The 15,834-nt window shown below is 58.4% G+C and carries 9 protein-coding genes and 1 pseudogene; 2 read left to right on the top strand and 8 right to left on the bottom strand.

Annotated elements, in window-relative coordinates:
* Positions 1 to 2 precede the first annotated feature (2 nt).
* Positions 3 to 1,808, bottom strand: coding sequence for an AMP-binding protein (locus tag IIC71_04365; protein ID MCH7668426.1), 1,806 nt, complete (start codon positions 1,806 to 1,808; stop codon positions 3 to 5).
* A gap of 180 nt (positions 1,809 to 1,988) precedes the next feature.
* Between IIC71_04365 and IIC71_04360 the strand changes: the two genes are divergently transcribed.
* The gene (locus IIC71_04360; GenBank protein MCH7668425.1) at positions 1,989 to 4,037 is read left to right on the top strand and encodes a beta-propeller domain-containing protein; all 2,049 of its coding nucleotides are present in this window, start codon (positions 1,989 to 1,991) and stop codon (positions 4,035 to 4,037) included.
* A 66-nt stretch (positions 4,038 to 4,103) separates the two neighbouring features.
* Here IIC71_04360 and IIC71_04355 read toward each other — a convergent pair whose 3' ends face one another.
* On the bottom strand, positions 4,104 to 4,853 hold the full coding sequence (locus tag IIC71_04355; GenBank protein ID MCH7668424.1) for a hypothetical protein: 750 nt from the start codon (positions 4,851 to 4,853) through the stop codon (positions 4,104 to 4,106).
* Between the two features lie 359 nt (positions 4,854 to 5,212).
* On the opposite strand from IIC71_04355, the gene IIC71_04350 reads away from it, so the two are divergent.
* Entirely contained in the window at positions 5,213 to 8,674 is a 3,462-nt protein-coding gene (locus tag IIC71_04350) for a vitamin B12-dependent ribonucleotide reductase (protein ID MCH7668423.1), read from the top strand.
* Between the two features lie 92 nt (positions 8,675 to 8,766).
* Here IIC71_04350 and IIC71_04345 read toward each other — a convergent pair.
* The 6 genes and pseudogenes from IIC71_04345 to IIC71_04320 all read right to left on the bottom strand — a co-directional run bounded on the left by IIC71_04345 (position 8,767) and on the right by IIC71_04320 (position 15,830).
* Positions 8,767 to 9,171: pseudogene (locus IIC71_04345) on the bottom strand (GNAT family N-acetyltransferase).
* Between the two features lie 224 nt (positions 9,172 to 9,395).
* Positions 9,396 to 9,623 carry a hypothetical protein gene (locus IIC71_04340; GenBank protein ID MCH7668422.1) on the bottom strand — a complete coding sequence of 76 codons (228 nt, stop codon included), beginning with the start codon at positions 9,621 to 9,623 and terminating at the stop codon, positions 9,396 to 9,398.
* Positions 9,624 to 9,726: 103 nt separating this feature from the next.
* Positions 9,727 to 10,908 (bottom strand): hypothetical protein, encoded by a 1,182-nt coding sequence (locus tag IIC71_04335; protein ID MCH7668421.1) that lies wholly within the window; start codon positions 10,906 to 10,908, stop codon positions 9,727 to 9,729.
* Positions 10,898 to 13,474, bottom strand: a complete 2,577-nt coding sequence (locus tag IIC71_04330) for a glycoside hydrolase family 31 (protein ID MCH7668420.1) — start codon at positions 13,472 to 13,474, stop codon at positions 10,898 to 10,900. The genes IIC71_04335 and IIC71_04330 overlap by 11 nt, the downstream gene beginning before the upstream one ends.
* Positions 13,475 to 13,542: 68 nt before the next feature.
* Positions 13,543 to 14,889: a sugar ABC transporter substrate-binding protein gene (locus IIC71_04325; protein MCH7668419.1), complete on the bottom strand. Its 1,347-nt coding sequence runs from the start codon at positions 14,887 to 14,889 to the stop codon at positions 13,543 to 13,545.
* Between the two features lie 98 nt (positions 14,890 to 14,987).
* Positions 14,988 to 15,830, bottom strand: coding sequence for a carbohydrate ABC transporter permease (locus IIC71_04320; GenBank protein ID MCH7668418.1), 843 nt, complete (start codon positions 15,828 to 15,830; stop codon positions 14,988 to 14,990).
* Positions 15,831 to 15,834 lie beyond the last annotated feature (4 nt).

Here is a 15,834-nt window from a genome sequence, read left to right as displayed (position 1 = left end):
GGCTAGTGAGATGCTTTGTAGTCGGCGCGCAACGATCTACGCATAACCTTCTGTGACGCCGTCCGCGGTAGCTCTTCAACCTCGACCACGTCGTAGATCTTGAACAGCGGGTTGAGATGCGAACGGATCGCCTCCTGCAAAACCGAGAGCAACTCAGCGCCCGACACCGTTGCGCCCGTTACGAACAACACAAGGTCTGACGGTCCTCCCCCAGGCGGAGACACCGCAACTGCGGCGACCTCACCAACGACACCGGCATCGTCGACAACACGCTCAATCTCGGCGGACGACACCTTGATACCACCTAGGTTCATGGTGTCGTCGGTTCGCCCCATTGCGCGGTACCCGACACCACGGACGTAACGGAAATAGTCGCCATGCCTGCGCAGAGGTCGACCAAACTTCGGCAAGTCCGCGTAATACACCTCGTGGTGATCGCGGATCAGCAACTCTTGACTCAACCCAATCGACGGCGGAACCAGATACAGGTCTCCCAACTCAGCCTCCCTCCCTTCGTCATCAAGAATCACAACGTCAAGTCCTAGGGTTGGCGTCGTAAACATCGATGGTGCGGACGGCTGCACCATCGTGGACGTGATGTATGCGCCGCCAATCTCGGTCCCTCCGCAGTACTCAATGACAGGGACGTTGCCCGCCAGCGCCATGAGGTACACCATGTGGTCGGGGTTCGAGGATTCTCCCGTTGACGAAAACCGCCGAATAGTCGACCAATCGAGATCCTCCATGCAGCCAGACTCCACCCACGCGGCTACCAGCGATGGGACTACACCCAACATCGTCACGCCGGTGTCCTGCACAAACCGTCCAAAATCTTCACCGGTCGGGGCATCGTCAAACAACACCATCGAGGCACCGTTCACAAGAGCTGCGAACACCAGCCACGGTCCCATGACCCACCCCATGTTTGTTGGCCACCCGAGCACGTCGTTGGGCTGAATGTCGTGGTGGTAATAAGCGTCCGCGGCGGCCTTGATCGGATTGATGTGCGTCCACGGGATCGCCTTCGGATCACCCGTCGTGCCGGAAGAGAACAGGATCGTGATGTGGGTCTTGGACGTTCCGATGACAGGCTCTACGGACCCTTCGCCTACGAAGTCGTCCCAGAAAACGTCCTCGCCCCGTAGCGCCGCATCTGCGCCCGTCGACACGACGATCGCCATCGGCGCACCCGCGGCAACGACCTTGTCAAACATCGGAAGTGTACGGCCGGACCGCACCGTTGCGTCCTGCGTGACAATGGCCTTGGTATCCGAAATTCGTAATCGGGTTGCAATCTCGTCCGGTGCAAAGCTGTCAGCAATGGACACCGCAATACCACCGGCGTAGATGATGCCAAGGTACGCAACTACCGCCTCGAGCAGCATCGGCATTGCAATCGCAACCGCGTCGCCGGGGCGCAAACCAGCCGCGGCGAAACCCGCGGCGAAAGCTTGCACTTGGGACAGCAGATCCGCGTACGTCACTGAATGGAGGACGCCATTGCGACGGTGAACGACGGCGGTGGCTTTCGGATCCGTAGTGAAACATGAGGCGACGATGTTCAGCCGGGCTCCTGGAAGCCACACGGGTTGTTCGACACCGTCGGTCAGATCCAGGACTTGCGATGGCGGCGTCTCGAAAACAATCCCGAGATCGTTGATTGCTTCGGCCCAGTACTCGGCACGGTTGTCGACTGACCAGGTGTGCAGCGCTTCGTACGAGTCGACCCTCACCCGCGCTGCCAGGGCCGCAACGTTCGTCGCGGCGTAGTCGTCAGGGTCGGGTTGCCAGATCGGGTAGTCGGTCACCGTTGCTCCACGTCGGCCAGCCAATGTAGCGCGTCACCATAGCTCCCCGCCTCCTACCTCCCCTGTCTGACGGCCATTCCACCGCGGTACGCCGTACGAGGGCACGCCGACGGACGAGATCTTGGGAACCTGCGTGACGGTTCCGTGCGTCATAGCGGCGACACAGGCTAGGAGTCGCACATGAAAACAACCAGAATCCTTCTTGCAGCCACGGCACTCAGTTTGATCGCCGCTACCTGCACTCAGACCTCATCCGAACCAACGGTCGGCCAACGCGAGTTCCCCAGGATCGACCCCGCAATCCATGAATTCTCGCTGCAAAGCTTCAACGCATGCGACGATTTCTTGTCGTACGTGAAATCTCACGCCAAAGACATCGTGGGTCCGTACGGTTTCGGATACGGGTGGGGCTTCCCGGCCATCTTGGAAGACGGAATCTTGGCCGCCGAATTGGACTCTTCCGCTCAGCGCGTCGTGCCAACCACCGCGGCAGCGTCGATAGCGTACGAGAGCGGTGCGAAATCGACACCAGCCTTTTCGACGACCAACGTACAGGAGAAGGGTGTCGACGAACCCGACATCGTAAAGACCGACGGCAGGCGGTTGCTGGTCCTCACCAACGGCGAGCTGCGATACGTCGACGTAACCGGTGCTAGCCCGCAACTGCGGGGCACGCTGAGGCTCGGCGACCTGTACATCCAGGACATGCTGCTTTCGGGCGACACGGTGTTGCTCATCGCACAGGGTTATGGAGACGTCTACACAAGCAACTTCGCATCGCGGTCGGGCCAGGGGTACGGGGGCGGCTTCTCAAGCACCCTCTCGATCGTCGAGGTCGATATCTCAGACGGAGACAACATGCGAGTGACAAGGCAGCTCGAGATGGACGGCCGCTATGTCAGCGCCCGCATGATCGGTGACACGGTCCGACTTGTCGTCAACTCGTCCCCCGTCGGCCTCCAGTTTGTCCAGCCGGAAGGTTCTGGTCTGCGCGCCGAACGTCAAGCAACGGAAGCCAACAAGCAGATCATTGAAGATTCGACGATCGAAAACTGGGTCCCGTACTACGTGCTCGAAACCGTCTCAGACAACGGACGGGTCACCGTCAAAAAGCAAGGAGCTCTGCTGTCCTGCAACGAGGCCAACGCACCCGCAGACTTCGCCGGTCTCGACATGATCTCGATAGTCACGATCGACATATCCAAAGGACTCGACGTGAAGGCCGCCACGGGCGTGCTTTCCAGCGGTGAAACGGTGTACGCGTCGACCGATGCTCTCTACATCGCCACCAACCGTTGGGTCGACTGGCAGGCCATTGAAGATTCGAACGCGATTGCCACCGTGGTCAACGAGGCCACAACCGACATTCACAAATTCGACATCTCAGACCCCGACAGCGTCACGTACCGCGGCAGCGGATCTGTCAAGGGTTACATGTTGTCGCAATGGTCAATGTCCGAGTACAACGGCGATCTGCGAGTCGCTTCGACTTCACAGCCCGACTGGCGTGGCGATCAAGAGTCCGAGAGCTTCATCACCGTTCTCACGGAGAAGGACGGCACCCTAGAGACAATCGGCCAGGTTGGCGGAATCGGCAAGTCTGAGCGCATCTTCGCAGTCCGATTCATCGGTGACGTCGGTTATGTCGTCACCTTCCGCCAGACCGACCCGCTGTACACACTCGACCTGTCAGACCCCACCGACCCGAAAGTCGTAGGGGAGCTAAAGATCCCCGGCTACTCAGCCTATCTGCACCCCATCTCGGACGATCTCTTGATCGGTGTCGGCCAGGCAGCGACGGACAACGGCAGAGTGCTTGGGACTCAGGTGTCGTTGTTCGATGTCTCTGACCCTGCCAATCCAAAGCGTATCGACAAGTACACGATCGAGAACGGCAACTCTGAGGCTGAGTGGGACCACCGTGCCTTCTTGTACTGGGAACCGACTGGCCTTGTTGTCCTCCCCATCACAACATACTCGTGGAATGACGAAACCGGCACTGAACAAGGTTTTGTTGGCGCTATCGGGCTCGAGATCACCAAGGATGGGATCCGTGAAGTGAAGCGCATCTCGAACACGAACGATCACCACAACCCGTGGGATTGGGAGTCACAAGTCCGGCGTAGCGTCGTTATCGGTGAGGTGGTGTACACCATCTCTGAAGGCGGCCTACTGCAGTCCTCTCTTGATACCTTGGAACGGAAGTCTTTCGTCCGCTGGTACCAGTAGCCGGCCGGTTCTCGGACTCTGGCGCTAGCCACGACCGTATACGGTCGTGAGCAGCGCCAGAGTCCGTTACAAGTTGACCGGTCGCCCCATGGGACCCCACTTTGCGAGCAGGAATCCGACAATCGCCGCGATGAGCGGAAAGATGAAGACAACTGTGGTGTCAAGCGTTCGGAATCCATACATAAACGTGAGAATCCCGATGCCGAGTCCGAGGAACAGCCCTGCAATGACTCCAAGAGCGATCCGATGTTTGACCGTTTTGCTGATCACTTTGACGTAGAGACTACGAAACATGAGACCGAGAGCGATGACGGTCATGATCAGCACTGCGGCACCGAGCGGTGTTGCCAGTGGGTTGCCTTCGATTTTCACGAGCGCAAACGCTGTACAGTTGCCACCGTCGGCATTGTGAGTCACCCAGAGACGCCATAATCCGGGAACCCGTCCACCCGGAACCCGGTCGTCGAGCAGTTGGTAGAACTCGTCGAGTCGGTACTCGGACATCGTCTGTCGATCGTCGTCCTCGTTGGTCCCCGCCCAATCGTCGACCTTGATGTTGATACCGGCAACGGTTACACCGATCTCACCTGAGTGGTTGGTGTTTACAAACCCCACTCCGCCTTCGTAGGGAATGACAACACCGTCCCGATTCGGCAACAAAATTGGGTTGCCAGGGGTGTCGTTGTCTGGTGTGTAGGTGACACCAAGGATGGTCGCGCTGCCGGCGCAGTCCCCTTGAGTGACCGAAGCACTCGCCGGACCGACTAGGACGGTGGCAAGGACGCCTACCAGTACCGCAAGAACAATCTTTTTCATAGGTCCTCCAGAACCAGCCCGTCTCCGCAAGCCAGAATACAGCAACGGCTCCGGATTCGGTCAAGTACGCGAAAAACCTCCCCACATCGCGAAACAAAACTACGGTTTCGACTTGCTCTTTTGTGGCGTGGCGCGGTACAAATGTCACTGCCTCGCCATATGCTGCAAGAACCATCCATTTGGGGAATGCCCTTGACGTAGTTACATCCTTGTAACTATGCTGCAAACCCCCTTGCGCAATATCTAGTAGGCCAACGCAAAACCTTCTACTACATGTTGTGGATGTGGATAATTTTGTGGATATGCAAACAACAAGCTTGTGGCGGCCGCGAGGAACACGTCACTGAGGGAGAGTCCAGATGACCCAAGGTCTGAGCATCGAACGACGGTTCACCAATGAGGGCGAAAACCCGTACGAAACCGTTGCATGGTCCCGCCGAGACTCGCGCATTACCAACCCCGACGGTTCGATAGTGTTCGAGATGACCGATGCTGAGATTCCCAAACAGTGGTCCCAAATAGCTGCCGACATCATGGTTTCTAAGTACTTCCGCAAGGCGGGAGTTCCCCAGCTCGACAACAACGGCGAGGCTATCACCGACGATGATGGCAATCCGATTCTCGGACCCGAACGTTCCGCCCGCCAGGTCATCGAGAGACTCGCTTCGACGTGGCGTTGGTGGGGCGAGAACCATGGCTACTTCGCATCCGAACACGACGCCCAGGCCTTTGAAGACGAACTCGTCTACATGCTTGTCAACCAGATGGCTGCACCAAACTCGCCGCAATGGTTCAACACCGGGCTGCACCACAACTACGGCATCTCGGGACCTGCACAAGGTTTCTGGTTTGTCGACCCCGTCACCGAACAACTCGAAAAATCGCCAGACTCCTACAGCCGTCCATCGCCACACGCCTGTTTCATCCAAGCTGTGAAAGACGACCTCATCAACGAGGGCGGGATCATGGACCTGTGGGTCCGTGAAGCTCGACTCTTCAAGTTTGGATCAGGCACCGGTACCAACTTTTCAAGTATTCGCGGCGAAGGCGAACGGCTCTCCGGCGGTGGAAAATCGTCCGGTCTGATGTCTTTCCTCAAGGTTGGCGACCGCGCCGCCGGGGCTATCAAATCCGGTGGAACGACCCGTCGCGCAGCCAAAATGGTGATCCTCGACATCGACCACCCCGATATCGAGACTTTCATTGATTGGAAAGCCAAAGAAGAAGACAAGGTCCGTGCATTGATCGCTGCCGGTTACCCGGCAGACTTCAACGGCGAGGCTTATCTCACCGTCTCGGGTCAGAACTCCAACAACTCAGTCCGCCTTTCAAATGAGTTTGTTGAGGCGGTTCTCAGCGATAGCGACTGGGACCTCACCGCACGCACCGATGGTTCTGTGATGCGGACCGTGAGCGCACGTGGACTCTGGGACAGGATCGCCGAAGCGGCGTGGGCGTGCGCCGACCCCGGTGTGCAGTTCCACACCACCATCAACGAGTGGCACACCTCCCCCGCCGGCGGCGAGATTAGGGCGTCGAACCCGTGTGCCGAGTACATGTTTCTCGACAACACAGCATGCAACCTCGCATCGCTCAACCTTGTCAGCTTCTACGACTCCGCCACTGCAACGTTTGACCTTGAGGGTTACCGGCACGCGATCCGCATCTGGACAATCGTCCTCGAGATCTCGGTCACCATGGCGCAGTTTCCTTCCAAGGAAATCGCCCAGGGATCGTACGATTACCGCACACTCGGACTCGGGTACGCAAACCTCGGTTCAATACTGATGCGCTCGGGCATTCCGTACGATTCCGAAAAGGGCCGCTCCATTGCCGGCGCACTCACTGCAATCCTCACCGGTTATTCCTACGCAACATCCGCCGAGATGGCATCTGTAGTCGGGCCGTTCCCGAAATATGACGAGAACCGTGATGCGATGCTTCGTGTGATGCGCAATCATCGCCGCGCTGCGTACGGTGTAGCGATCGAAGAGTACGAAGGCATTAGCCATCAGGTACTTTCCATCGACCAAGACATCTGCCCGGATGACCTCCTCGCCGAAGCCCACAATGCGTGGAACATTGCGGTAAAACTTGGCGAACAGTTTGGCTACCGCAACGCCCAGGCAACGGTCCTCGCACCGACGGGCACCATTGGGTTGCTGATGGATTGCGACACAACCGGTATCGAACCTGATTTTGCACTTGTGAAGTTCAAGAAGCTGGCTGGTGGTGGTTACTTCAAGATCGTGAACCAGTCCGTTGCCCCAGCGTTGCGGACCCTCGGATATTCGGAAAGCCACAATGAGGAGATCATCAACTATGTGATCGGCATGATGAGCCTGCACGGCACGCCGCATATCAACACTGCCACTCTGCGAGCCAAAGGTTTCACTGCAAAGGACCTCGACACGATCGAGGCGTTGCTGCCCGGTGTGTTTGAGCTCGGTTTTGCGTTTAACCAGTGGTCACTTGGTGATGAGACGATGCAGCGTCTTGGTTTCACGCCCGAGGAATACAACGGCGCCGGCTTCGACATGCTCAAAGCGCTCGGCTTTACACAGGCTGAGATCATCGAAGCAAACGACTACATCTGCGGACGCCAAACCATTGAAGGGGCGCCGCACCTGCTTGCTGAGCATCTCGCGGTGTTCGACTGCGCTAACCGAAACGGCAAGTACGGCGAACGGTTTATCCACCATTCGGGTCACATCAAGATGATGGCTGCCGCGCAACCGTTCATCTCAGGTGCCATATCCAAGACGATCAACCTGCCAAACGAAGCAACACTTGAAGACATCCAGGAGTCGTACCGGATGTCGTGGGAGCTTGGTCTTAAGGCGATGGCGTTGTACCGCGATGGGTCAAAGGCGTCGCAGCCACTCTCGGCGAAATCCGACGGGGGCATGTCCGATGAGGAGGACGAGGAACTCACCGACGCCCTCGAAGCAGAGATCGATGTTGTGGCAACCTTCGCCGTCACCGGTTCGCTGCCGTACGGAATGTCCCCCACCGAAGCGTACGCCAACATGCCACGGCCTCGATTCCTGTTGCCTGGACGCCGTGTCGGCTTCACTCAAGAGGCACGTGTCGGTGGCCACAAGTTGTTCGTCCGCACCGGCGAGTACGAGGACGGAACTCTTGGTGAAATCTTTATCGATCTCGCAAAGGAAGGTGCCACGCTACGCGGCATTCTGTCGTGTTTTGCGATTGCGGTGAGCAAGGGACTTCAGTACGGAGTCCCACTCGAAGAGTTTGTCGACACGTTCACGTTCCAGACGTTTGAACCCCGGGGCATGGTCGAAGGGCATCCACATATCAAGATGTCGAACTCGATTATCGACTATGTGTTCCGGTCACTCGGCATCGACTACCTGCACCGTGACGATCTCGCCCAGGTCCCGCCAGAAAGAGACCTGGCGGAACTACCAAAGGGACTCGCAGTAGAAGCCGGCACACAACTCGATCTCAACGACGCAGCGATGGAAGCCGACATCGCAGTGCAAGTATCCGCCGCAAGGTTTGTGGATGCCGCACCGCCGCCTTCGTCCCGAGGGCCGGCTCCCGCCGTAGCGACGTCAGCAGTAGCGATGTCACCAGCGGGTTCGGTGGCGACATCAACAGTGATAACCGAGTCTGTGGACCTGAGGCAGGCCCAACCGATCTTGTCCGCGGCGGATGTGCAAACCGCCGCGGTGCAGGCAATGCTCGCAGACAAGATGGGCGATGCCCCGTTGTGTGACACCTGCGGACACATCACCATCCGCAACGGCTCGTGTTACCGCTGTCTCAACTGTGGAGACTCCAAGGGTTGCAGCTAGCAGCCCAGTAGCAGTCGTGATCCGGTGCCGGGGAGTGCGCTTACTCCCCGGCATCTCTTTTGGATCTTCCAACCAGAGCGTTCCGTGCAATCTTATAGCTCAATGAGTCCAGCGTTCGTTGGTGTAAACCCGCACGCGTCGAGGTAGAACGTCTTGAGATCGTCGTCGAAGTCGACGTGCAGCCACTCACACCCTGCGTCCTTCGCCCCTGCGACAGCGCCACGGACCATCAGGACTCCGACGCCGCGGTGGCGGACATCGGCGGCAACCATGACGTCCTGGATCCAGGCGTGAACGAGGCCGTCCCAAACAACATTGACAAAGCCGATCAGCGCGTCCCCGTCGCGTGCGACCACCCAGCCAAGGCTGTGCCGGTCGACTTGACTCCGCCAGTCCTACTCATCATCTGCGAACACCCGAGTTTCAAACGCCTCGGCGTGCAGCGCATTCAGCTCTTTGTTAGTGAAATCCCCGCGCCAGTCGTAGTGAACACTCACGCCGCTCACACTAACAACGGCGGTCACTGGCACGGAGATCGATTCGCATACAACTGGCGCTGACGCACAAGAACCGGCTGACTCGCTTCGCTCTAGACCGTCGTAAGCTCCGCCCGGCGCTCATGCCACTCCTGTCTTGGAGTCTTGCGCGGGTGAGTTACGGGGAAGACGAAGATACCCATAGCGACACCGCCGGCAGCCTTGATCGCCTCGATGAGGAAATCTCAGGCGATCGTGGCGGCGACAGCCTCGTTCGGCGCCTTGACCGTCGCATCGACATCGACCTCGCCTGTTGAGAGGACCGCACCCACCGATGAGTCGAACACGACATCGGTTTCGCGCACAAGCATGGCGTCCATCAATTGGGTGGAAGCCTCCTCCAGGCGGTTCGCACCGATACGGAGGCCAGTGCTACCGGTCAAGAAGAATGTGAAACTGAAGGGGTATATCATTGTTCGCTCTCCCACCAAGTCCGACGGACGAGCCAACGCCACAGATTGTTGGCGTAGCTTTCGGTCGGTGCAAATGTACAATCTGGAGAACGCAGCTGGATTGTCACTGTGTGCTGGCGACTCCCAAGAGGTACATGGCGTGCGACCACAGCAGGGGTGTTGCCGGAGGACCCCACCGGTCGACCCACGGTGGAAGCTGATCTGGGTGGCGAAGATGAGAGTCCGTCTGCTCACTGAGGTGACCATCGCCGTCGGCTTGATGCTCGATCCAGTCCAGAATGTCGTTGGCTCGTTCAACGCGGTGCTCTGCTTGCACACACGCAAGGGCACCGGCCAGGACAATCCACAGACCTCCCCCGTAGTACTCATCCTCAAGGTACCTATGGACACCACTTTCCACTACCAACGTCGCTTCGACTGCCGCCAGAGTGCGCCGCCTGATATCCACCTCAGATCCGTCTAGACCAAAATCCCCGAGCACGAGAAGGATGCTCCCATCGATCGCCCCTTCGCCAAGGACCCTACCGACTCGTTCGTGCCCCGCAACGGCACCTGGCGCCGGCGTTTCTACTTTCGCAATCTCGGGAACCCGATCATGGACAAATTTCCGAAGTACACCGCTTGCGCCGGCGCGCTCACGCAGTCGATCGGTGATGAGACCGGCTACTGCGTTCACCGAATCGTTTTGCAACAACCCTGCGCTCCGCTGTAAACCTCCGGCAACCGCCGCGAGCGTCGTCGTGTGGTGGCGTGTCGGAAACTCTTCCCAGCAGTCGTAACACGAAAGCTTCCACGTGATCGAGAGATACCGACATACAAGGTCGATCGCATTGATGAAGGGCGCCGGATCGGCCCCAGTCTTTTCGAGATGGCGAACAACGCTGGTCAGCCAAAATCCGTAACCATCGAGCTGGAAATTTCCCCATGCTCCGACAGCCTCGTCACCATCAACGGTGAACCGCGTGTGCAGTACGTACCTCCCGTCGAGCGGAACCAACGGATCCGGGGTCCGGCTGACGGCAAGCTCAACATTCGCCTCCAGATCCAAAACCTTCGAGGCGTAGCGTTCAACGGTGCCGGCTACCCATGTGTGAAACGCGCGAGCACTAGCGGGTTCGCCGTGCGCATCCATGGCGGCGGCGATAAAGGCTCCATCGCGCAACCAGCTGTACTCGTACGTTCTGTACCCCGGAGCCGCCAGATACGCACCGGTAGATGCTTGATAGTGCCCGATCAGATCAATACTCGACTGGATGAGGGGGCGTCTTGAAGAACTAAGAGACATCGAAGGTCAAGTCGATGGTGATGTTGGATGTTCCAGCAGCGAGACCCAATTCGTAATCACGCCGGCGACCCTCCGAGGATCCCTGCTCTCGGATCCACAGAACGGTGTTCGAAGGCATGCCCTCGGCCGACACCTTGAGCGTCTGCCCCTCCGCCAAGAGCTCAACGGTCCATTCGGATGACGTCACAGGATCGACACCGGTGGTCCGAGCTGAACCGGGAAAAGCCATCAGCACAAGGCGACCCGAATCCCTGTCCGGTAGGGCGACATCGGTCCCCAGTTCGATCGACTCGGGCATCCAGAGCGGTATGCACGATCCGGCCCTGACGAACACTGGGAGAAGGTGTGTTTCGACCGAGACGTCGACCCATCCATCGCCAACCCGCTCACCGTTCCAAAAATTGAACCAAGTACCAGCCGGCAAATAGACGCGCCGCTCGGTCGCTCCGGGCGTCACCACCGGCGCAACGAGGACGTTAGGACCCAGGAGGAATTGGTCGTCGATGCCACCGGCTTGCGCGTCGTCGGGAAATTCAACGGCCAACGGACGAATGATGGGAAGGCAATCCCTGGCCGCCTCGATTCCAAGACCGAATAGATACGGAACGAGGTTCATCCGCAACCTCGCGTAGAACCTGTACACCTCAACCACCTCTGGGGCCTCGGTGACCGACGCAACGTTCCAAGGAGTGCGGTCGGCAGACGGCAGACGATGTTCGTTGTGCTCAGAGTGGTACTGCATGATCGGGCAGAAAGCGGCCATCGCTGTCGACCTCATATACAGCTCCGCCGTGGGCAACTCGCCGGAGAAGCCTGCAAGATCCCATCCCCAAAAAGCAATGCCCGACGCGGCAGCCGACAGTCCGGCGGTCAGAGATGCTCGAAAAGCGTCCCATGTGGAGTCCTCATCCCCCGCCCAGTGAGCTGGATACGTCTGGGCGCCAGTGAATCCGGCGCGGCTAAACGTAACCGGTTGGCTATGGCCGTGGCCGCGGAGGAACGCGTGATATGCCTCGATGTAGTGCGCCGGGTACGCATTTGCAGCTTCGTCCCCAACCTCACCGGCATACGTGATTACATCGTCGCCCCACAGGTGCTCACCGCCGTCGGTCTTGAACCCATCAATCCCAACCTCGTCGAGTAGATACGATCGTTTGTTGAACCACCACGTGCGCGCCTCCGGATTCGTGAAGTCGATCACCTGAGAACCGGGGAACCACCAGCCTCGGTTGAAGTAGGGGTCCCCTCCCGTAGTGCGTACGGATAGCTGAGCTTGGTCCACATGCCGCATGTCGGCGTCGTGTTGTACATGACCTTGGACGTTCTTCAGAAGAGGAATCTGCCACAACAGAACCCGAATCCCCTGTTGGTGCAACCAGTCAACAAGACCCTTTGGATCGGGCCATTGCTCTCCGTGTCTCATGTTGTCGGTCGAGACAGCGTCACCGCCATCAACCGGGTCGTACTCCGTTCCGTTGAAAAGGTAAAAGGTGACCTCATCGGACCAAGCCTCGATCACAATCACAGTTGACGGGATGCCCTCGGCCCTAGTCCGGTCTACAACTTCGCGTACGCTGCGATCACTGTCCCATTCGTTCCCAGACATCCACGGCCCATAGGCCCACAGCGGCAACGGAGTCGGCGCACCGACATCCTTCGCATACGCCCGCAACATGGATTTCGGTTCGCCAAAGTACCAGCGTCCCGAAGCTTCGGAGGTACCGGGAATGGTTACGGACGCCAGATTCGGGTTCGCCGAACCCAGGTCGTACGCAATTCGGGATTGGCCGTGAATGGCAAGGCCGTACCCACGGGTTGACCACAGCCAAGGGAGAGGAAAATAGGTTCGATCCCCTTGCTGCTTGTACTGCTCGTACACCCTGACATCGGGCGTTCTGCCTCGTTGGTCAAAGCTGTCGAAACGCTCCCCCGTGCCAAAGATTCGCTCCGAAGGGTCAAGTTCCCAGGACAGCCGCCATCCGGTCAGCAATCCGTCAGCGCGAAGGATCTCTACCGAAATTATGAGAGACATGCCTTCGCGAGACATCGTGAGTCGACCATTGTCAACAGTTGCGGTCCACTCCCCGCATTTAGCCGACGTGCCGGAATCGGTATCAACCGAGCGTACCGTCAGATTCCAGTCGACGACATCGGCTCCGAGCGAACTGAGGGTGAGAACGGCACCGTCGCCTACAACGTAAAGGCGGTCTGAGTCGCCGACCACGGACGAAAGCGCCACCGACTCCCAACGAGAAACGGGCAAGAGAAACCACTCTGACACAGTGTTCGGCTCGGATGAAGAACGAGACGCGACAAATCGATACTCACCACTGACATCGAACGGACCGAACGTTGCTGACCACACATCGCCCGTTTTGCCAAGAGCAACGCGAGTCGCCTGATGCTCTGATCGCCATTCGATGGCAACAGAGTCAAAATCCTCGTGGGTCCGCACACCAATCGCTACCTCGTCGAGCGATGTAGGTAGCAGAGGGTTGCGCGACCAAGGCACCGACTCGTACGGATTTCGATCGCCCGCGGGGTCATGATCCAACACATCAACCAAAGTTGTCTCCGAGTTTCGGTAGACGTGAGGGCGGAGCGCACAAGAGACGCTCCGCCCTCACGGAGTTGTTAGTTGAGAAGGGCCTCAACCTCTGCTTTCGCCTGGTCGAGTGCCTCCTGCACGGTCATTTCGCCAGCCAACGCCCTCTCGATGAGGCTGTTCAGCGAGTCCTGCATCTCTGCCTGACGCTCGATTACCGGAGGAACGACAACGTTCGCAAGCGACGCAAGCACCGCAGCGCGGTTCGCCGGCGACTCCGCTGCTAGGTACTCGTCGTACAGCGACGAATCGGTCAACGTTGGGAGTTCCCAGGACGCACCGACCCGAAGCCGAGCTGATTCATCACTCGACGTGAAGAACCGCAACCACCGGTAGGCAGCTTCCTGCTTGTCGGAGGCTGCAGAAACCGCAACGCCATTAGCGAAGAAGTGGCTTCCGCCTTGGGTGTTCCCAGGCTCAACGACGACATCCCAACCAAAGTCGTTGTCTTCGAATGCTGAGAACATCCAGATCCCGGTCGTGATCATGCCGAGTTCTCCGTTGATGAACATGTCACCATCGGAAACTCCGCCCATGTCTGCCGAGGTCGGCTGCAGACCGCTGTTGACATTGTCGATCATGAACTGGAGCGCATCTACACAACCGGCATCGTTGAGCGTTACCTGATCACCGGAGAAGAACGAGCAACCGTTCTGAGCCGCGGTCTTGTAGAACTCCCAGAACTGGACACCCGCAAAGGATCCCCAAACGTTCTCGTCGGTGGCACCAATGGCCTCCGCCGCCGCACGTTCGTCAGACCATGTCCAAGTGTCGGTCGGGTACGCGACACCTGCGGCGTCGAATAGGTCCTTGTTGTAGAACAGCATGACAGTCGAGTAGCTCGCCGGCAGCCCGTACTGCGTGCCACCCACCGAAAAGGCGTCAAACGCCGGTTGGTAGTAAGCTCCGCCATCGAAGCCCGAGTCGGCTGCGGTTAGAGGACCGAGGTCAGCAAGGGTGCCCTTCGATGCAAACGACACGAAGTTCTCAAAGTTGAGCTCAAAAGTGTCGGGAGCATCCCCTCCCGCGATCTGAGTTTGCAACAGAGTGAAGTAGTCGTCGAAGGGTGCCGTCTCCACCTCGACCTTGACATCAGGGTTTTGCGCTTCGAAGGCTGCGATCATCTCATCGAGAACCGTGAGATTGTCGGGCGCCGCAGAAAACGTAAAGTATCTGATGGTCGTCGGTTCGGCCGGAGCCGCGCTTGACGTCGTGTCAGTACCAGAGCTTTCAGACGCCTTTGTAGGAGTTGGTGATTCGGTTGCTGTAGTAGTTGGTGATTCGGTTGCCCCCGCCGTCGTCGCCGTTGAGCCGCCACCGCATGCAGCGGCGATCAAAGCGAAGACGCTAAACAGAATCCATATTCGTGTTTTCATGTTCTCTTCCTTCTTTCCGTTTGGTTAGCTACGGGTGTCTCACGACAGTGTTCGACACCCCGAGTACGTGAACTTGGCGGTAGTGTGCTCGACAGGCATCATCGGTTGACGCCTCCCAGGAGAAGGCCCGCTGCGATGTGTCGCTGCATAACCGCGAAAACGATGATCACGGGTACCACCGCAATGATCGAACCGGCCATGACGAGGTTCCAATCCGTTTGGTAACGACCATGGAGCGATGCGAGGCCGACCGGGAGAGTCATCGACTGCTCGTTGCGGGCCACGAACAGCGGCCAGAGGAACGAGTTCCACGACGCCATAAAGGCCAAGATTCCGTGAGTCGCGGCAACCGGCCTGGCGTAGGGAAAAGCGATTCTCCAGAACGTGCGCCACGGACCTGCGCCGTCGATCGCAGCCGCCTCCTCGAGTTCGTTGGGCATTTGTAAGAAATACTGCCGAAAAAGGAACACACCAAACGCGCTTGCAATCATTGGCACGATTAGCGCCTGGAGTGTGTTCAGCCACCCAAGGCGACTCATCCCTATGAACAGCGGGACGATTGTTACCTGAGCCGGAACCATCAGTGTTCCGAGATACAAGAGAAATAGCATGTGCCTACCTCTGAACCTGAACCGCGCAAGGCCGTAGCCCGCGAGCGCGCTCGTCAGAACTTGGAGCGTGGTGACCGACAACGTCACAATTGTGGAATTGATCAGCATGCGGAAGAACGGGGTGACCTCCATGACACGCCGGTAGCTATCGAGTGTCGGCGACTCAGGTATCAACCGCGGAGGAATCTGGAGAAGTGAATCCCTGGTCTGCAGCGAGGTCGAGAAGCTCCAAACGAACGGAAAGAGCATGGTGGCAGCGACCAAGGCGAGCATCGACCAGCCGACAAACCGCCCGACTTTGACCCGCCGCCTGTCTCGGTTACCGGCCATCCGC

It is taken from the genome of Acidobacteriota bacterium (assembly GCA_022562055.1).
GTDB lineage: Bacteria > Actinomycetota > Acidimicrobiia > Spongiisociales > UBA5794 > BMS3BBIN02.
Note: the sequence above shows the minus strand (reverse complement) of the source record. Positions and strands in the feature narration are given on the sequence as shown.

Coding starts and splice junctions, on each gene's coding strand:
- IIC71_04335 (MCH7668421.1), bottom strand. CDS start 10,908: ATGTCTCTTAGTTCTTCAAGACGCCCCCTCATCCAGTCGAGTATTGAT.
- IIC71_04320 (MCH7668418.1), bottom strand. CDS start 15,830: ATGGCCGGTAACCGAGACAGGCGGCGGGTCAAAGTCGGGCGGTTTGTC.
- IIC71_04325 (MCH7668419.1), bottom strand. CDS start 14,889: ATGAAAACACGAATATGGATTCTGTTTAGCGTCTTCGCTTTGATCGCC.
- IIC71_04355 (MCH7668424.1), bottom strand. CDS start 4,853: ATGAAAAAGATTGTTCTTGCGGTACTGGTAGGCGTCCTTGCCACCGTC.
- IIC71_04340 (MCH7668422.1), bottom strand. CDS start 9,623: ATGATATACCCCTTCAGTTTCACATTCTTCTTGACCGGTAGCACTGGC.
- IIC71_04360 (MCH7668425.1), top strand. CDS start 1,989: ATGAAAACAACCAGAATCCTTCTTGCAGCCACGGCACTCAGTTTGATC.
- IIC71_04350 (MCH7668423.1), top strand. CDS start 5,213: ATGACCCAAGGTCTGAGCATCGAACGACGGTTCACCAATGAGGGCGAA.